At 72.5% G+C, this 19,028-nt stretch carries 11 protein-coding genes; 9 read left to right on the top strand and 2 right to left on the bottom strand.

All coding sequences use genetic code 11. The features are described from left to right. Nucleotides 1-7 precede the first annotated feature (7 nt). The 6 genes from VMI11_04490 (at nucleotide 8) to hrpA (ending at nucleotide 10,796) form a co-directional block, all read left to right on the top strand. A complete protein-coding gene (locus VMI11_04490) occupies nucleotides 8-1,312 on the top strand; it encodes a 6-phospho-beta-glucosidase (GenBank protein HTY71668.1) in 1,305 nt (434 codons plus the stop codon). After that, nucleotides 1,305-2,297: a BadF/BadG/BcrA/BcrD ATPase family protein gene (locus tag VMI11_04495; protein ID HTY71669.1), complete on the top strand. Its 993-nt coding sequence runs from the start codon at nucleotides 1,305-1,307 to the stop codon at nucleotides 2,295-2,297. Before VMI11_04490 ends, VMI11_04495 begins: the two co-directional genes overlap by 8 nt. 29 nt (nucleotides 2,298-2,326) lie before the next feature. Beyond that, entirely contained in the window at nucleotides 2,327-3,328 is a 1,002-nt protein-coding gene (locus VMI11_04500; protein ID HTY71670.1) for an SIS domain-containing protein, read from the top strand. Between the two features lie 32 nt (nucleotides 3,329-3,360). Further along, on the top strand, nucleotides 3,361-4,188 hold the full coding sequence (ppk2, locus tag VMI11_04505; GenBank protein ID HTY71671.1) for a polyphosphate kinase 2: 828 nt from the start codon (nucleotides 3,361-3,363) through the stop codon (nucleotides 4,186-4,188). A 112-nt stretch (nucleotides 4,189-4,300) separates the two neighbouring features. Further along, nucleotides 4,301-6,991: a pyruvate, phosphate dikinase gene (gene ppdK / locus VMI11_04510; GenBank protein ID HTY71672.1), complete on the top strand. Its 2,691-nt coding sequence runs from the start codon at nucleotides 4,301-4,303 to the stop codon at nucleotides 6,989-6,991. Beyond that, the gene (gene hrpA, locus VMI11_04515) at nucleotides 6,873-10,796 is read left to right on the top strand and encodes an ATP-dependent RNA helicase HrpA (protein ID HTY71673.1); all 3,924 of its coding nucleotides are present in this window, start codon (nucleotides 6,873-6,875) and stop codon (nucleotides 10,794-10,796) included. Before ppdK ends, hrpA begins: the two co-directional genes overlap by 119 nt. Here hrpA and VMI11_04520 read toward each other — a convergent pair. After that, entirely contained in the window at nucleotides 10,786-12,000 is a 1,215-nt protein-coding gene (locus VMI11_04520) for an AGE family epimerase/isomerase (protein ID HTY71674.1), read from the bottom strand. The two genes, hrpA and VMI11_04520, sit on opposite strands and share 11 nt — an antisense overlap. 80 nt (nucleotides 12,001-12,080) lie before the next feature. Here VMI11_04520 and VMI11_04525 point away from each other — a divergent pair, with 80 nt between their 5' ends. After that, on the top strand, nucleotides 12,081-15,212 hold the full coding sequence (locus VMI11_04525; protein HTY71675.1) for a glycoside hydrolase family 38 C-terminal domain-containing protein: 3,132 nt from the start codon (nucleotides 12,081-12,083) through the stop codon (nucleotides 15,210-15,212). A 269-nt stretch (nucleotides 15,213-15,481) separates the two neighbouring features. Next, a complete protein-coding gene (locus tag VMI11_04530) occupies nucleotides 15,482-16,756 on the top strand; it encodes a C40 family peptidase (protein HTY71676.1) in 1,275 nt (424 codons plus the stop codon). Between the two features lie 21 nt (nucleotides 16,757-16,777). Here VMI11_04530 and VMI11_04535 read toward each other — a convergent pair whose 3' ends face one another. Next, the gene (locus VMI11_04535; protein HTY71677.1) at nucleotides 16,778-17,305 is read right to left on the bottom strand and encodes an inorganic diphosphatase; all 528 of its coding nucleotides are present in this window, start codon (nucleotides 17,303-17,305) and stop codon (nucleotides 16,778-16,780) included. Between the two features lie 164 nt (nucleotides 17,306-17,469). On the opposite strand from VMI11_04535, the gene dacB reads away from it, so the two are divergent. After that, a complete protein-coding gene (gene dacB, locus VMI11_04540) occupies nucleotides 17,470-18,900 on the top strand; it encodes a D-alanyl-D-alanine carboxypeptidase/D-alanyl-D-alanine-endopeptidase (GenBank protein ID HTY71678.1) in 1,431 nt (476 codons plus the stop codon). The last annotated feature ends 128 nt before the right edge of the window (nucleotides 18,901-19,028 follow it).

Genomic DNA, 19,028 nt, shown 5'->3' on the forward strand with positions numbered 1-19,028 from the left:
GTGGGCGATGACCGGGCCGGACGTACGCCGTCGCGTGCGCATCGCCGTCGTGGGCGGCGGGAGCACGTACACGCCCGAGCTCGTGGAGGGCTTCGCGCGCCGTGCGGCACAGCTCGACGTCGGCGAGCTGGTCCTCCACGACCCGTCCACGGATCGGCTGGAGGTGGTCGGAGGTCTCGCGCAGCGGATCCTCGACCGGCAGGGGTTCCCGGGCTCGCTGACCACGACGACCGACCTCGCGGCGGCCGTCGAGGGATGCTCCGCGGTCCTCGTCCAGCTGCGCGTCGGCGGGCAGCAGGCGCGCCTCGTGGACGAGACGCTGCCGAACCGGTTCGGGATGATCGGCCAGGAGACGACGGGACCCGGCGGCTTCGCCAAGGCGCTGCGCACCGTCCCGGTGGTGCTCGAGATCGCCGAGGAGGTCCGTAAGCGTGCCCTCCCAGACGCCTGGATCGTGGACTTCACCAACCCTGTTGGAATCGTCACCCGCGCCTTGCTGGAAGAGGGTCACCGAGCGATCGGGCTGTGCAACGTGGGGATCGGTTTCCAGCGCCGGCTCGCCGCCCAGTTCGGTGTCGATGCCGATCGGGTCCGGCTGGGTCACGCGGGTCTCAACCACCTGTCCTGGATCCGCTCGGTCGAGGTCGACGGCGTGGACCGCCTGCCCGAGCTACTCGCGGGGGATACGGGAGAGCGCCTGGCCGAGGACGTCGGGGTCCCACTTCGCCTCATGCAGCTGCAGCGGGCCATCCCGTCGTACTACCTGCACTACTTCTACTGCACGGACCAGGAGCTGCGGGCGCAGCAGGCGGGGGAGCACCGGGCAGAGGAGGTCCTCGTCCTGGAACGGCAGCTGCTGGACATGTACGCCGACCCGAGCCTCGACCACAAGCCCGAGCTGCTCGAGCAGCGCGGCGGCGCGTACTACAGCGAGGCGGCGGCCGCGCTGGTGACGAGCCTGCTGACCGGCGACGGCGCGCACCACTACGTGGACGTCCGCAACGACGGGGTGATCGAGGGTCTGCCCGACGAGGCCGTGGTGGAGATCCCCGCTCACGTCGACCTGGACGGGGCGCACCCCGTCCCGGTGGCTGCGCTCGCGCCCGAGATGCTCGGCCTCGTGCAGGCGGTCACCGCATACGAGCAGCTGACGATCGAGGCGGCGTGCTCCGGTGACCGCGACCTGGCTCTGCGGGCGCTCATCGCCAACCCGCTGGTGCGCCAATGGGATGTCGCCGCTCCCCTGCTCGACGCGCTGCTGGCGGCCAACGCGCGGTTGCTGCCTCGCTTCGCGGCGGGCTCCGATGACTGAGCTGCTGGTCGCCGTCGACGGCGGCAACTCCAAGACCGACGTGGTGCTGGTCGATGCCGACGGTGTGGTGCTGGCCGAGGTCCGCGGGGACGGGACCCGCTCCCACGTCGTCGGTGTCCCGGCGATGGTCGACGGTGTGGCCGCGCTGGTACGGGCCGCCCGGCGCGAGGCCGGTCTCGACGACACGATCGCCATCTCGGCGGGCGCGTTCTGCCTGGCCAACCTCGACGTCGCCGAGGCGGAGGCGCAGGCCCTCGAGGACCTCCGGCGGCAGGGCCTGTGTGACCGCTTGGTCGTGCGCAACGACACGCTCGCGCCGCTGCGCGCCGGAAGCCCGCACGCGTGGGGGATCGCGGTGGTCTCGGGGGCCGGGATCAACGCGGTCGGGGTGCACCCTGACGGGCGCGAGGCCCGCTTCCTGGCCCTGGGCGACGTGACCGGTGACTGGGGCGGCGGTCACTCGGTCGGGCTGGCGGGGCTGGGTGCCGCGGTCCGCGCCGGGGACGGGCGTGGACCGGCGACGAGCCTGCGGACCGCGGTGTCCGAGCACTACGGCATGCCATCGCCCGAGGCCGTGGCGCTGGCGCTCGCGGACGACCGAGTCCCGATGGAGACGGTGCACGGGCTGGCTCCCGCCGTCTTCGCCGCAGCCGAGGACGGCGATGCGGTCGCGACGTCCATCGTGCTGCGCCTGGCCGACGAGGTCGCCACCTTGGCGCTGGCCCTCGCGCGGCGCCTGGACCTGGTCGAGGCCGCTGTTCCGGTGGTCCTGGCGGGTAGCACCCTCCAGCTCGGGCCTGCGGTGCTGCTCGACGCGGTGCGGCAACGCATCCTCGGGTACCTGCCGGCTGCGCTGCCGCGCGTGCTGGACGTCAGGCCCGTCGCCGGGGCCGCGCTGCTGGCGCTTGACCTGGTCGGTCACGACGCGCGCGCCGAGGAGCGCATCCGCTCCGCGCTCGCGCTCCGTGCGGCCGGGGTGTCGTGACCCCGGCCGCGGGCCGGCCCGGCGCCTGGATGGCGGCGGAGACCGCCGAGCAGCCGGCGGTGCTCGCCGGGCTCCTCTCCGGCCGCGTGGGTATCGACGAGGTCGTGCAGACCGTGCGGGCGTACCGACCGCACACCGTGATGTTCGCCGCGCGAGGGTCGAGCGACAACGCGGCTCTGTACGGCTCCTATCTGGTGCAGACGATCCTCGGCGTCGCATCCGGGCTTTGCTCGCCGTCCACGACGACCGTGTACGGCGCCCGCCCGGACCTCCACGGAGTCCTCTTCGTGACCGTCAGCCAGTCCGGGACCTCCCCGGACCTCGTCGAGTCCACGCGGGTCGCAGAGGAGTGCGGCGCGCTGACCGTCGCGGTGACCAACGACCCGACCTCCGCACTGGCCGAGGTCGCCGCCCACGTCGTCGACGTACATGCCGGGGTCGAGCACGCGGTGGCGGCCACCAAGTCCTATACCGCCGAGCTGCTCGCGCTCTATCTGCTCGTCGCGGGCGCCGCCGGCCGGCTCGACCGCGAGAGCCTGGCGGCGCTCCCGGACGCGGCCGCGGGCACGCTCGATGCGAGCGTTGCCGCCGAGGCGCTCGCGGCGAAGTATCGCACCGTCGACCGAGTGGTCGTGACCGCGCGCGGATATTCCTATCCCACGGCGCGCGAAGCCGCGCTCAAGCTGATGGAGACGTGCTACCTGTCGGCGCACCCCTTCTCCGGTGCCGACCTGTTGCACGGGCCGCTGGCCATGGTCGACGCGGACGTCCCGGTCATCGCCGTGGCGACACCAGGACGCAGCGGGCGGGCCATGGAGCCGGTGGTGGAGCGGTTGCGCGGACTGGGCTGTGACCCGCTGCTCGTGGGACCGGCGGACGGCCTGCCGGTGGTGACCGACGGGATCGTCGAAGAGCTGTGGCCGGTGGTGGAGATCCTCCCCCTGCAGCGGCTGGCCCGACGGATGGCCGCCGACCGGGGTCTCGACCCGGACCACCCGCGCGGGCTGCGGAAGATCACGCAGACTCGGTAGCGGGCGGGCCCCCGCCGCGACAGACTGCCTCTGTGGCCACGGGACGACACGGTGAGGACGTCGGGCGCCAGCGCGTCTCTCGCACGGCGTACGAGCGAGAGCTGCTGAGGCTGCAGGGCCAGCTGGTCGAGATGCAGGAGTGGGTCCGCACCACGGGTGAGCGAGTCGTCGTCATCTTCGAGGGGCGTGACGCCGCCGGCAAGGGCGGTGCCATCAAGCGGGTAGCGGAGTACCTCAACCCCCGCGTCGCCCGGATCGTGGCGCTCCCCGCCCCGACCGAGCGGGAGCGCGGCCAGTGGTACTTCCAGCGCTACATGCAACACCTCCCGGCCAAGGGCGAGATCGTCTTGTTCGACCGATCCTGGTACAACCGCGCGGGCGTCGAGTACGTCATGGGCTTCTGCACGGCTGACGAGTACAGGCGATTCCTGCACCAGTGCCCGATCGTCGAACGGTTGCTCGTCGAGGACGGGGTACGCCTGCTGAAGTACTGGTTCTCCGTCTCGGACACCGAGCAGGAGGCCCGCTTCCGCTCGCGGCTGGAGGACCCGATGCGCCGCTGGAAGCTCTCGGCGATGGACCTGCAGTCCATCACCCGGTGGGAGGACTACTCGCGGGCCAAGGACCAGATGCTGGTCCACACCGACATCCACGAGGCGCCATGGTGGGTCGTGGAGAGCGACGACAAGCGCCGCGCGCGCATCAACATGATCGCCCACCTCCTGTCGGCCATCCCGTGGCAGCAGGTCGAGCCACCCAAGATCGAGATCCCGAAGCGGCCGCCGTCCAAGGGCTACGAGCGTCCACCGCGCGACGAGCAGACCTACGTCCCCGACTTCGCGGCGAGCCTGCTCGACTGACGGCGGCTGAGAGGCGAATCACGCCCAAGGCCCCTGCTCCCGGCGGGTCGGGCGGACTACGGTCAGGGCACGGCCAGAGCGGCCGGCTCTCGACGGCGGAGGGCGGTCCACCGTGACCCATTACGTGTACGAGTTCTCCGAGGGCACCAAGGAGCAGGGCGACCTGCTCGGCGGCAAGGGTGCCAACCTCGCCGAGATGACGCGGCTCGGGCTGCCGGTCCCGCCTGGCTTCACCATCACCACCGAGGCCTGCCGCGCCTACTTGGAGAAGGGCCTGGAACCTCCTGAGCTCCGTGTCCAGGTGACCGCCGCCCTGCGCCGCCTCGAGGACCGGCTGGACCGACGCCTCGGTGACCGGCACGACCCCCTCCTGGTGAGCGTGCGCTCCGGCGCCAAGTTCTCCATGCCCGGGATGATGGAGACCGTCCTCAACGTCGGGCTGAACGACGCGTCGGTCCAGGGACTCGCGGAGGCGTCCGGGGACGAGCGCTTCGCGTGGGACTCCTACCGCCGTCTCATGGCGATGTTCGGCAAGACAGTCCTGGGCATCGAGGGCGACGTCTTCGGCGAGGAGCTCGAACGTCTGAAGGCCTCCCGCGGAGTCAGCTCGGACACCGACCTCTCGGCGGAGGACCTGCAGGAGCTGGTCAAGACGTACAAGGAGTACGTCCTGCACCGGACCGGACGCGACTTCCCCCAGCACCCTCGCGAGCAGCTCGACCTCGCCATCCGGGCGGTCTTCGACTCGTGGAACACCGAGCGGGCCCGGATCTACCGGCGCAGGGAGCGCATCCCCCATGACCTCGGGACCGCGGTCAACGTGTGCACCATGGTCTTCGGGAACCTCGGTGGCACGAGCGGGACGGGGGTGGCGTTCACGCGCGACCCCGCGACGGGTCGTCCCGGTGCCTATGGTGACTATCTGCCGAACGCGCAGGGAGAGGACGTCGTCGCGGGGATCCGCAACACCTTGAGCCTCGACGAGCTCGACACCATCGACACGAAGGCGCACGCGGAGCTCATGGCGGTGATGCGTCGTCTCGAGACGCACTACCGCGACCTGTGCGACATCGAGTTCACCATCGAGCGCGGGAAGCTGTGGATGCTGCAGACCCGCGTCGGCAAGCGGACGGCTGCCGCTGCGTTCCGGATCGCCTCGCAGCTCGTCGACGAGCAGCTGATCACCCTCGACGAGGCGCTGGGACGGGTCAACGGTGCCCAGCTCGCTCAGCTCATGTTCCCGCAGTTCGACACCGCAGCCCAGCGCGACCGTCTGACCACGGGCATGGCGGCCTCACCCGGCGCCGCCTCGGGTCGGATCGTCTTCGACTCGGCGACCGCGGTCGCCTGGGTCAAGCGCGGCGAACAGGTGCTCCTCGTCCGGCGCGAGACCAACCCCGACGACCTGGAGGGCATGATCGCCGCGGCCGGCATCCTCACCGCTCGCGGCGGCAAGACCTCCCACGCCGCCGTCGTGGCACGGGGGATGGGCAAGACGTGCGTGTGCGGCGCCGAGGAGCTCGACGTCGACCCGGTCGATCGCGTCGTGCGGGTCGGCGACGTCGTCCTGCGCGAGGGGGACCTCGTCTCCATCGACGGCTCGACCGGCGATGTGTTCGTCGGAGCCCTGCCCGTCGTCGACTCACCCGTCGCCCGCTTCCTGGCGGAGGGACTCGACGTGGTCCTCAGCGAGGCGGATCCGGAGACGACGGACCTGCTGCGCGCCGTGGACCGGCTGCTCACCCACGCCGACGAGGTACGACGGCTGCGCGTCCGAGCGAACGCCGACAACGCCGAGGACGCCTCGCGTGCGCGCCACCTCGGCGCCGAGGGGATCGGACTGTGCCGGACCGAGCACATGTTCCTCGGCGACCGGCGCGTCCTCATCGAGCGGGTGATCCTCGCCGACTCCCCTGAGGCGCGCGACGAGGCGCTGGCCGCCCTCCTTCCTTTGCAGCGGGCCGACTTCCTCGACCTGCTCACGGTCATGGACGGCCTGCCGACCACGATCCGCCTGCTCGATCCACCGCTCCACGAGTTCCTGCCCGACCGGGCCGAGCTCATGGTGCGTGTCGCGCTCGCGGAGGAGCGTGGCGAGCCGGACGAGGGTGACATCCGCCTGCTCGCCGCGGTGAGCCGCCTGCACGAGTCCAACCCGATGCTCGGGCTGCGCGGCGTCCGTCTCGGGCTCGTCGTCCCGGGCCTGTTCGCCCTGCAGGTACGCGCGATCGCCGAGGCCACCGCGATCCGTCTCAAGGCGGGTGGGCGGCCGCGCCCGGAGATCATGGTGCCCCTCGTCGGGTCCGCGATGGAGCTGCACCTCATCAGGGACGACACCGACCACCTCGTCCACGAGGTCGCCGAGCGCGAGGGCATCGAGCTCCGGATCCCACTGGGCACGATGATCGAGCTGCCGCGCGCAGCCCTGACGGCGCATCGAATCGCCGACACAGCGGAGTTCTTCTCCTTCGGGACCAATGACCTCACGCAGACGACGTGGGGCTTCTCGCGCGATGACGTCGAGGCGGCGTTCTTCGCTGCCTACCTCGACAAGGGCGTGTTCACCCAGTCGCCGTTCGAGTCCCTCGACATCGACGGGGTTGGTCGTCTGATCCAGATCGCCGTGGAGGAGGGTCGGGCGACGAGGCCGGAGCTGCACCTAGGCGTGTGCGGCGAGCACGGCGGTGACCCGGAGTCCATCCACTTCTTCCACCGGGCCGGGCTCGACTACGTCTCCTGCTCACCGTTCCGCGTCCCTGTCGCGCGGCTGGAGGCGGGGCGCGCGACGCTGCAGCGGAGCTGACGATCGCCCTCGCCGCGGATCCCGCGCCGCGCGGCGCCTAGGCTCGGCCGTCGTGGCCCTCACCGCTTCGCAGGTCGAGCGGCGTCGGCTCCGCATCCCGACCATCCGTTACCCGGACCTCCCGGTCACCGCTGCCCGGGAGGAGATCGCGGCTGCGATCCGCGACCACCCGGTCGTCGTCGTGGCCGGGGAGACGGGTTCGGGCAAGACGACGCAGCTGCCGAAGATCTGTCTGGACCTGGGCCGTGGGGTGCGCGGCCTCGTCGGGCACACCCAGCCGAGGCGGATCGCCGCTCGCTCGGTCGCCGAACGGGTCGCGGAGGAGCTCGGTACGTCGCTCGGAGACCTGGTCGGCTACCAGGTGCGCTTCACCGACCGCACAAGCGAGGAGACCCTCGTCAAGGTGATGACCGATGGGATCCTGCTGGCCGAGGTGGCTCATGACCGCATGCTCCAGCGCTACGACACGCTGATCATCGACGAGGCGCACGAACGCAGCCTCACCATCGACTTCCTGCTCGGGTACCTGAAGCGCCTGCTGCCGTCTCGTCCCGATCTGCGGGTCGTCATCACGTCGGCGACGATCGACCCCGCCCGCTTCTCCGAGCACTTCGGTGGGGCCCCGGTCATCGAGGTATCGGGCCGCACGTATCCGGTCGAGGTCCGCTACCGGCCGCTCGTGGACGATGCGGCCGTCGAGGGCAGCGGGGACCGGGACCAGGTCCAGGGCATCTGCGACGCCCTCAGCGAGCTCGCCCACGAGGAACCTGGGGACGTCCTCGTCTTCCTGAGCGGCGAGCGGGAGATCCGCGACACCGCGGAAGCCGTTCGCGCTCTCCAGCTCCGCGACACCGAGATCCTGCCGTTGTACGGCCGTCTGTCCACCGCCGAGCAGCACCGGGTCTTCACGCCGCACCCCGGGCGGCGTGTCGTGCTGGCGACCAACGTGGCCGAGACGTCCCTCACGGTTCCCGGCATCCGCTACGTCGTCGACCCAGGGACGGCCCGGATCTCGCGGTACAGCAACCGCACCAAGGTCCAGCGGCTGCCGATCGAGGCGGTGAGCCGCGCCTCCGCCGACCAGCGGAAGGGCCGCTGCGGCCGGCTCGCGGACGGCATCTGCATCCGGCTCTACAGCGAGGAGGACTACCTCGCGCGGCCGGCGTACGCCGACCCCGAGATCCTGCGGACCAGCCTCGCCTCGGTGCTGCTCCAGATGGCCGCCCTGGAGCTCGGTCCGGTCCAGGACTTCCCGTTCCTCGACCCGCCCGACGCACGCCAGGTGCGAGACGGCCTGCAGCTGCTCGAGGAGCTCGGCGCCCTCGACTCCGCCGCCGAGGGCTCCCGGCTGACTCCGCTCGGGCGCCGCCTCGCTCGGCTGCCGGTCGACCCGAGGCTGGGCCGCATGGTCCTCGAGGCCGAACGGCTCAGCTGCCTCGAGGAGGTCCTCGTCGTCGTGGCCGGTTTGTCGATCCAGGACCCCCGCGAGCGACCCGTCGATCGCGAGGCGGCAGCGGCGCAGCGTCACGCACGCTTCCTGGACAAGACCTCGGACTTCCTGACCCTGCTCAACCTCTGGGAGTACGTGCAGTCGCGGCAGGCGGAGCTGTCCTCCTCGGCGTTCCGGCGGATGTGCCGCGAGGAGTTCCTTCACTACCTGCGCGTCCGGGAGTGGCAGGACCTCGTCGTGCAGTTGCGTCGAGCGGCTCGTTCGGTCGGCGCGCACGGCGTCAACCGGCAGGCCGTACCCGCGGCTGAGCGCACCCAGGGGCAGGCCGACGCGATCCACGAGGCACTCCTGTCGGGACTGCTGTCCCACGTCGGAGCGCGAGACGGTGACACCAGGGAGTTCCTCGGCGCGCGGGGGGCGCGCTTCGGCGTGTGGCCGGGCTCGGCCTTGTCCCGCAGGCCACCGCGGTTCGTGATGGCGGCCGAGCTCGTCGAGACCTCGAGGCTGTGGGCGCGCGTCGTGGCCCGGGTCGAGCCGGAGCGCGTCGAGCGCGTTGCCGCCCACCTCGTGAAGCGTCACTACAGCGAGCCCCACTGGGAACGCGAGCGTGGCGGTGCCATGGCTTTCGAGCGCGTGACGCTGTACGGGGTGCCCCTCGTCGCCCGGCGCCGGGTCGACTACGGCCGCATCGATCCGGTGCTCTCTCGTGAGCTGTTCATCCGCCATGCGCTCGTCGAGGGCGACTGGGAGACCCACCACCGGTTCTGGCACGACAACCGCCGCCGGATGGCCGAGGTGGCCGAGATCGAGCACCGGGTCCGGCGTCGAGACGTGGTCGTCGACGAGGACACGCTGTACGACCTCTACGACGCGCGTGTGCCGGCGCACGTCGTTTCCTCGCGCCACTTCGACCGCTGGTGGAGGGCCGTGCGGCGCGAGCATCCCGACCTGCTGACGTTCACCGTCGAGATGTTGACGAGCGCGCATCCCGCCGGTGTCCTTGTCGATGACTATCCGGACGTCTGGCGGCAGGGCGACCTGCGACTGCCGCTGAGCTACCGGTTCGAGCCGGGCGCCCCCGACGACGGCGTCACTGTGGAGATCCCGCTGGCCGCGCTGCCCACGGTCGACGCGGAGGACTTCCTGTGGCAGGTCCCCGGTCTGCGCGAGGAGACGGTCACTGCCTTGATCCGGTCCCTGCCCAAGGCGCTGCGTCGCGGCCTGGTCCCGGCGCCGGACCGGGCCCGTGAGGTCCTCGCAGCGCTCGGGGACACCCGGGAGCCGCTGCTTCCCGCTGTCGAGCGTGAGCTTCGCCGCCTCACGGGCGTCGTAGTCGGCCCGCAGGACTGGGACCTCGATGCCGTGCCGCAGCACCTGCGCATCAACATCCGCGTCGTCGACCGCGGCCGGGTGGTGGGCGAGGGCCGGGACCTGGCCGCGCTGAGACGAGAGCTCGCGCCGCGGCTGCGACGTACGGTCTCCGCGGCCGCTCGATCCCTGGAGCGGACCGGACTCTCGGACTGGTCCTTCGATGAGCTGCCCCGCAGCTTCACCGCCGACCGGGAGGGCTCCCCGGTCGTCGGTCACCCTGCTCTCGTCGACGAGGGGGCGAGCGTCGGCGTACGCGTGCTTGCGACCGCGTCCGAGCAGCAGCAAGCCCATCGCGCGGGCGTGCGTCGGCTCCTCCTGCTGACCCTGCCCTCTGCGTTGCCGGGGATCCTGCGCGGGCTGTCCAGCGAGCAGCGGCTGTCGCTGTCGCGAAGCGCGTACCCCTCCGCGGCCGCCCTGCTCGACGACTGCGAGGCCACAGCCCTCGACTCGCTCATGGACGAGCACGGCGACCTGCCCTGGGATCGGCGCGGGTTCGCGGCACTGCGCGACGACGTGGCCCCGTACCTGCCGGCGCGCACCAGTGCCGTCGTCGACCGGGTCGTGCGCGCGCTTGATGCGGCCGCGTCGGTGGAACGTCACCTGCGGGACCAGCGCTCCCTCAGCCTCCTCGCCTCGCTGGCCGACATCCGCGCCCAGCTCGAACGGCTCACGCGGGACGGTTTCGTCGCCGCGACCGGCTGGTCGCACCTGACCGATCTCGAGCGTTACCTCAAGGCCCTCGCCGTACGTCTCGACCGGCTGCCCGAGCGTCCCGCCACCGACGCGGCCGCCATGGCGACGATGCGACGGCTCGAGGACGAGTGGCGGCGGTATGCGACCGCGTCGCCGATGTCCCCCGAGGTCGAGCGCGTGCGATGGATGCTCGAGGAGCTTCGCGTCAGCCTGTGGGCGCAGTCGCTCGGGACGGCGTACCCGGTCTCGGAGAAGCGGGTGCTGCGCGCCCTCGACGCGATCAGCGCCTGAGCGCGGCCACCCCTGAGGCGACCGAAGCGGTCAGCGGGATCCGCGGCAGCAGGCACGCCTGGACGGCGTGGTAGGTGTCCGGCTTGCCCGACCACGTCCGACGCGATACCCGCCCGTCTTCGTCGAGCTCGTGGACCCAGCCCCCTCGGCGATGGTCCACGAAACGTTGCTGCGCCAACGTCCAGAAGCGCTCGTACCAGTCGTCGTACGTCTCCTCGCCGGTGACGTCGGCCAGCACCGCCGCCGCCCCGATCGCCTCGCACAGTACCCAGTGGAACCGCTCGCGGACCAGCGGCGTCCCGTCCCAGTCGGTGGTGTAGGCCAGCCCGGGCCGCTCGTCCGACCAGGCGTCGGCGACGGCGGTCGCGAAGAGGTGGCGCGCAGCGTCGACGTAGCGGGAATCCGGTCGCCGGGTGTTCAGGTGCATAAGGAGCCGCGCCCACTCGAGCCCGTGGCCCGGCGTCGTCCCGTAGGGCCGGAACGGGTCGTCGGTCCGGTCCGCGTTGTAGTCGCGCACGACCCGCCAGTGCTCGTCGTGATGCTCCGGTACCCGCCAGCCGTGCGTGCGCGCCTCGTCGAGGACGAGGCGATCGGCCACCGACGCCGCGCGATCGACCCACTCGGCGTCGCCGGTGGCGTCGGCCGCGGCGAGCATCGCCTCCACCCCATGCATGTTCGCGTTCGCTCCCCGGTAGGCCTCCAGGTGGGTGAACCGGCGGTCCCACACGTCGACCAGCGCGCCCGCGCCGTCGTCCCAGAAGCGCAAGAGCCCTTGTGCGGACTCGGTGAGCAGCGGGTCAGCATCGAGTCCGGCGACGTGGGCGGTGGAGGCGGCGAGGAGGACGAAGGCATGCCCGTACGCCCGCTTGGCGGTGTCCACGGGCACCCCGTCGCGAACCGATCCGTACCATCCGCCGAAGCCGTCGTCGGCGAAGACCCCGCGCAGCGCGGCGAGGCCGGCCTCGGCGAGCGGGGCGTCACCCTCGCGGCCGAGGAGCGCCCCGAGGCCGAGCACGTGGGTCATCCGCGTGGTGATCCACAGCTCGCGAGGTCGCCGCGGGTCCGGGTGACCGTCGTCGTCGAGCCAGGCGAAGGTGCCGTCTGGCATGGCCGACGCGCGGGTCCACTCGAGCAGACGGGTGGTCTCCTCGGCGAGGACCGCGAGGTGCTCCTCGCTGGTCCGCAGGCGTCGCGTCGAGGCCACGCGTCGACGCTACCGACCGGGCAGGCGTGTCGGGTGCCCGGCGTCTGCCGGGGGTGGCCGGCACCTGGCAGGGTGAGCGCGTGAGCGGGCCGCGCGACGACGTGCTCGGGATCCGGGCCCGGATCTTCGCACGGGTGGGCGACCTCGAGCAGGCGTGCGTCCACGACCGGATGCCGCTCCCCGTCGAGGTCTGCGACGTCGACGGGGCAGCGGTGTCGCCGCTCGGCCCGGCTCCAGGGCCGGACGATCCGAGGTGGACACCCCTCCAGCCCGGCGAGGACTGGGGACGCGAGCACCCGCTCGTCCTGTGGGGCTACCCGGCGGACGGCGGCTCGGTCAGCTGGCTACGTACTCGCTTCGTGGTCCCGCCGGGCTGGGTCGGCGAGGACGTGCTCCTCGCCCTCGACGACCCGCGGGGCGGTCCGGCGATCGGGTACGAGGGCCTGCTGCACCTCGACGGCGCGGTGCTGGCGGGGCTCGACGAGTTCCATCGCCAGGTGTTGCTGCCGGAGCGGGCTCGCTCCGGTCCGCACGACGTCCTCGCTCGCTGCACCGTCGCCGCCCGCCGCCCCTTCGCGGGGATCGAGCTGCGGCGCCGCGACCCAGCAGTGTGGCGCCTCGGCCTGCTCGTTCGCACGCTGCTGGGCGCGATCGACGTCTGGGACGAGAACGACGTCGAGCTGCATCGTGTTGTCGCCGCGCTGGACCAGGCGTACCGCGCGCTCGACCTGCGGGAGGGATGGCACAGCGAGCGCTTCCGCGCCAGTGCGGCCGCGGCGCTGCCCCGGCTCGAGGCGTCCCTTCCCCGCGGGGATGCCGCCCGGCCGCTGGTCACGGCCATCGGCCACGCCCACCTCGACGTCGCCTGGCTGTGGCCGACGTGGCGTACGCGGCAGAAGGTCGTGCACACCGTCGCGACCGCGTTGCACCTCATGGACCGCTACCCCGACTACCACTTCGCCCTGTCGGCGCCGCAGACGTGGGAGTACGTACGCGAGGACGCGCCCGAGGTTTGGGAGCGCATGCTGCCCCGGGTGGCGGAGGGTCGCCTCGAGCCGGTCGGCGTCATGTGGCTGGAGTGCGACGCGAACCTGCCGAGCGGAGAGGCCCTGGTCCGCCAGGTCAAGCACGGCCTGGCGCACTACGCGAGGTGGACGGGGCAGCAGCCGCCCGCCGCATGGCTGCCGGACTCCTTTGGATACTCGGCCGCCCTGCCGACGGTCCTCGCCGGGTTCGGCATCCGCGCGTTCCTGACCACGAAGCTGTCGTGGAACCAGGTCAACCGGATGCCCGCGGACACCTTCTGCTGGCGAGGCGTCGACGGTTCGGAGGTGATCGCCCACTTCGTGACGTCCAGCGCCGCGGACGTGGGCCACCCCGCCGACCCGCAGTGGCACACCTACAACGGCTCGATGACGCCGCGTGAGGTGGCCGGCCTCTGGGCGCACTACCGGGGCAAGCCGACCAACGAGGAGCTGCTCTACCTGTTCGGCCACGGCGACGGGGGAGGCGGCCCCACCGAGCAGATGGTTGCCGTCGCCGGCTGGCTAGCCGATCTGCCTGGTCTGCCCGAGGTCCGGCTCGGCCGGTCGGACGGCTTCTTCGATCGTCTGCTCGCTCGGGCCGACCGCGGCTCCCTCCCCGCCTGGACCGGTGACCTCTTCATGGAGGGGCACCGCGGGACCTTCACGAGCCAGGCGCGTACCAAGCGGGCCAACCGCGACCTCGAGAAGGCCGCCCGGGAGGCGGAGTGGGCCAACGCCTGGGCGGTGCGCGACGGCCTCGCCCCCGACCGGCAGCCGGTCATCGACGGGGCGTGGACCACCCTGTTGCGCAACCAGTTCCACGACATCCTGCCCGGCAGCAGCATCGCGCAGGTGTACCTCGACGCGGCGGCCGAGCAGGCGGCCGCGCTCGCGACCCTTGCGGACGTGCGGGACGAGGCCTTGCGCGCCATCGCCTCTGGCGCCCCCGGTCCCGTGGTCGTGAACTGCGTCCCCTGGCCGCGGACCGAGGTCATCGAGCACGCGGGCAGGGCGCGTCGGGTGCTCGTCGGGTCCTACGGGTTCGCCCCGGTCGAGGTTGCGGCGAGCGGCGTGGCCGAGTGCGCGCCGGTGCGCGTCGCCGCGACCGCCGGCGGCTGGGTCCTGGACAACGGTGTCGTGCGCGCCGCGGTTGACCGCTTCGGGGAGATCGCCTCCCTGGTCCTGCACGCCACCGGTCGCGAGTTCGCCTCCGCGGCGCTCAACGCGCTCGTGCTCTACGAGGACCGGCCGCTGTCCTGGGACGCCTGGGACATCGACGCCTTCTATGCCGACAAGCCGACTCCGCTGCGCGAGGCGGAGGAGGTCGAGGCGGTCGATGGCAGCGGGCTGCGCGGCCAGGTGGTGGTCCGCCGCGTGAGCGGCCCCACGACCGTCGTGCAGCGCATCGCCCTCGACGCGGGATCGCCCACCGTGACGGTGGAGACCGCCGTCGACTGGGGTGAGCGCAACATGCTCCTGCGAGCCCGCTTCCCGTTCGCGATCGCTGCCCGCCACGCCACGGCCGGGCGTGCGTTCGGCTCGGTCGAGATCCCGACCCACCGCAACACCTCGTGGGAGCAGGGCCGCTTCGAGCTCCCCGTGCACGGCTGGCTCGACGTCTCCGACGGCGGGGGCGGCGTTGCGCTGCTCACCGACGCGACGTACGGGCACAGCGTCGACGGCGCCACCGTCGGCCTGTCCCTGCTCAAGGCCGGCTCGTGGCCCGACCCCACGGCGGACGCCGGTCACCACCGGTTCCGGTACGCGCTGCTGCCCCACGCCGGGACCTGGCAGGAGGCGGGCGTGCCGCGCGCCGCGTTCGAGCTGGGTGCGCCGCTTCGCCTCCTCGAGCTCCCGGCGCGCGGCGGCGCGGAGAGTCCGAACGATCCGGACGGTCCGGACGGTCCGGACGGTGGGCAGCGCTGCTTCCTCGCCGACGCCGGACCGGGGATCCTGGTCGAGACCGTGAAGGTCGCCGACGACGGCGACGGCACCGTCCTGCGGGTCGTGGAGACCCAGCACGCACCGGCCCGGGCACGCCTGCGCTTCGACCGAGCCGTGGCCGAGGCCCTGCGGACCGACCTGGCCGAGCGGGTGCTCGAGACGCTCTCGGTGGACGACGGGGTCGTCGAGGTGGATCTTCGACCGCACGAGGTGCTCACCCTCAAGGTGAGGTGGAGACTCTGAGCTCGCGGTCTTCCGCGAAGGGGTGGCCCCGCCGCCCGATCGCCTGGCAGGGTGCTGCCCGGCCGGAGAGGTCGGAGCGGGCCGGAGGCCAAATCACACGGTTGTTGTTCTCGGCGTGTCGGACCGACACGCCGATGTGACAGTTGTGACTGGAGTGAAGGGTGTTCCGTCACCTGCCGACCTCGTCTAACGTCGGCCGTCGCCCGAACGGCCCAGTGCACGCCCGCCAGCAGCCCGACAATCCAGCCCCGCCCGGAGCCTGATCCGGGGTGAGACCGAGGGACGACGACGAGGAGGGACACGAGCCCGTGCGCATCCCGCCGACCATCACCCGCGTCATCGCCCTGCTCGCGCTGCTCGTGGTCGCGGTCCTCCTCCCCGCGAACGTGGCCACCGCCGACAAGCCCACGCCGACCAAGCAGCAGGTGGCCAAGGCGCAGAGCAGCGCCCGCGCCGCCGCGAGCGCGGTCGGGTCCGCGCAGGCGAGGCTGGCGACCCTCACGGCCCGGATGGACCGGCTCGTCCGCAACGCCGAGATCGCCGGTGAGGCCTACGACGGCGCGGTCTACCGGCTCGGGCTGGCCACCCAGGCCGCCCAGCAGGCGCAGCGCAGGGCCGCGCTGGCGCAGGCCCGCTACGACGCGGCCGAGCTCGTCGTCGGCCGGTTCGCCTCGGCTGCCTACCGCTCCGGCGCCGACTTCGGTCCCGCGGACATCTTCCTGGGGGTCGGCGGGCCCGGTGGTGCGGTGTCGCGGGCGGACGCGATCGCGGCCGTCGGTCAAAGTGTCGAACGGGCACTGCTGACCGCGCAGTCGGCGAAGATCGTCGCCACCGTCATGCACCAGCAGGCGGCGGACGCCCTCGCCGCGCAGGCGAGCGCCGAGCAGGCGGTCGCCACGGCCAAGCTGCACGCCGACCAGGCCGCGGCCCAGCAGCAGAGCAAGGTCACGAGCCTGCAGAGCCAGATCGCGAAGCTGCGCCATTCACTCGCGTACGCCCGCCTGCACGCCGCCCACCTGGTCAAGGCCCGCAAGGTCGGCCTGGCCCGGGCCGCCCAGCAGCGTCGCCTCGCCCAGGAGCGTGCGGCGGCCGCTGCGGCCGCGGCACGCCGGGCAGCTGAGTCCTCCGTCGCCTCGCCTGGCGTCGTTCTGCCGGTCGTCGCGACGGCGCGCGGGACGACGGCCGGGGCCGCGCGCGCCATCGCCTACGCCAAGCGCCAGCTCGGGAAGCCCTACGTCTACGCCGCCGCCGGACCGGACTCCTTCGACTGCTCCGGGCTCACCATGCGTGCCTGGCAGGCCGGCGGGGTCTCACTGCCGCACTGGTCGGTCGCGCAGTACGAGCAGTCCCAGCCGGTCAGCCCGTCGCAGGCGAGACCGGGCGACCTCGTCTTCTTCGCGAGCAACCCCAACGACTACCGCACGATCTATCACGTGGCGCTCTACCTCGGTGGCGGCATGATGATCGAGGCGCCGCACACCGGGGACGTGGTGAAGATCATCGCGGTGTACCCGTACGACCTCTTCGGGTACGCCCGCCCCTGACCCCCCGTGGGCGGGCGTGGCTCAGGCGCCGGGGCCGTACAGGCCGTGCATCGCCGTGTGGTCCAGCGGCTCGCCCTTGGCCCGCGCGAAGGAGGCGCTGATCTCGGCCTCGGCCTCGACCCGGCCGCTCCACGTCGCCCCCTCCACCGACTTGCCGGGCTCGAGGTCCTTGTAGACCGAGAAGAAGTGCTCGATCTCGAGCCGGTCGAACTCCGGCACGTGGTAGACGTCCTGGAGGTGCAGCAGCCGCGGGTCGTTGGCGGGCACGCACAGGACCTTGTCGTCAGGGCCGGCCTCGTCGGTCATGCGGTACATGCCGATGGCCCGGGCGCGGATGAGGCAGCCGGGGAAGGTGGGTTCTTCCACGAGTACGAGCGCGTCGAGAGGGTCGCCGTCCTGGCCCAGGGTGCCCTCGATGAAGCCGTAGTCGTGGGGGTAGCGGGTCGAGGTGAAGAGCATCCGGTCGAGGCGGATCCGGCCGGTCTCGTGGTCGACCTCGTACTTGTTGCGCTGGCCCTTGGGGATCTCGATCGTGACGTCGAACTCCACGGATGGCTCCTGTCCGGGTGGTCGGCGGTGCATCGCGGCACGGGGGGCCGAACGCCGATCATCTCGTAGTCTGAAGCCTTCCACAGGGCGGCCACCACCGAGCCGCGGGTCCTTCGGCGCGCGACGACCACGACGCGCGCGCGATCAGACGGACGGGGATCGCAGTGCGCTGGAGGTACGCCGCCGCCGCGGTCGCCGTGGCCTGCGTGCTCACCCTGCTGCTGCTCCTGCTGCCCTCCGACGCCCCGCTGCACAGCCTGGTGTCCACCGCGTCGACGTCGACGAGCCAGTTCTCCCCCGCGGCGTCACCGGTCCCGGCCCGCTCCGCCGTCCCGGCAGGTCCCGTGCTGCCCTCGCCCAGCGGCACCGACGTGCCCACCGCCCCCGGCCTCGCGTCCGCCCTTCGGCCATCGCTGACCGGACCACCGCTGGGCGGGCACACCGGCGAGGCCGTGGTCGACGTCGCCACCGGGCAGGTGCTCCTTCGTCGCGGGCAAGGCGTCGTCCAGCCCGCCTCAACCCTGAAGCTGCTCACCGCCGCTGCCGCGTTGTCCGTCCTCGGTCCGCGGGCCGTCCTCACGACGCAGGTCGTGGCCGCCCCCGGTTCGGACCACCTGGTGCTCGTCGGGGGCGGGGACGCCACCTTGGCCTCCACGGCGGCGGCCGCTGCCGCCGCCGGCACCGGCTCCGAGCGCCCCGCCTCGATGGACCAGCTCGCCCGGGCCACTGCTCAGGCACTGAAGGCGTCGGGACGCCGAAGCGTCCAGTTGCGCTACGACGCCTCGATGTTCGGTGGGCCGCGGACGTCGCCGACCTGGCCGGCGACGTACGTGACCTCGGGGGTCGTGTCTCCGGTCACCGCGCTGTCGGTCGACGAGGGCCGTACCTCCCCGGGCGGGCGGTCCCGCTCGCTCGACCCGCCGGCGGCCGCCGCCGGGGTCTTCGCCGTCGCCCTGCGCCACCAGGGCATCTTCGTGGTCGGCCGCCCGCTCCCCGGGAGCGCGCCGGCCTCGGCGGTCCAGGTTGCGTCGGTCTCCTCCCCACCGGTGTCGGCGCTCGTCCAGCGGATGCTGACCCAAAGCGACGACGACCTGGCGGAGGCACTCGCGCACAGCACCGCGGTCGCCGCCCACCTGCCCGGGACCTTCGCCGGCGGGGCGGTCGCGACCCGGCAGGCGCTGCAGGGCCTCGGGCTGTCCGTGACCGGGCTGCTGCTCGTGGACGGGTCGGGGCTCTCGCACGCCGACCGGGTCCCGCCGGTCCTCCTCGCCCAGGTGCTCGCTCTCGCCGCGGGCACCGACGCCACCGATCAGACGCTCGGCCCGATCCTGAGCGGGCTGCCGGTGGCCGGCTGGACGGGGACCCTGGCCGATCGCTTCCGGGTAGGCGCAACCCAGGACGCGGCCGGTCTGGTGCGCGCCAAGACCGGCACCCTGTCCACGGTGTCCGGACTGGCCGGGACGGTGGTCGACGCCAACGACCGGGTTCTGGCGTTCGCCGTGGTCGCGGACGGCCTCCCGGCGGGCAGCACGCTCGACGCCCGCGCGGCTCTCGACGAGGCGGCCACGGCGCTCGCCGCCTGCGGCTGCGGCTGACCCTGCCGCTACCCCCGGCGCTGCCGCTGCCTGCCGCTCTTCCTCCGTTTCTGTGCGATGAACGCGGCGTCGTGGCACTAGGTGTGCAACTACGCCGCGTTCATCGCAACGGTGGGCACGGTGCGGTC

The organism is Actinomycetes bacterium, assembly GCA_035506535.1.
Taxonomy (GTDB): Bacteria; Actinomycetota; Actinomycetes; order DATJPE01; family DATJPE01; genus DATJPE01.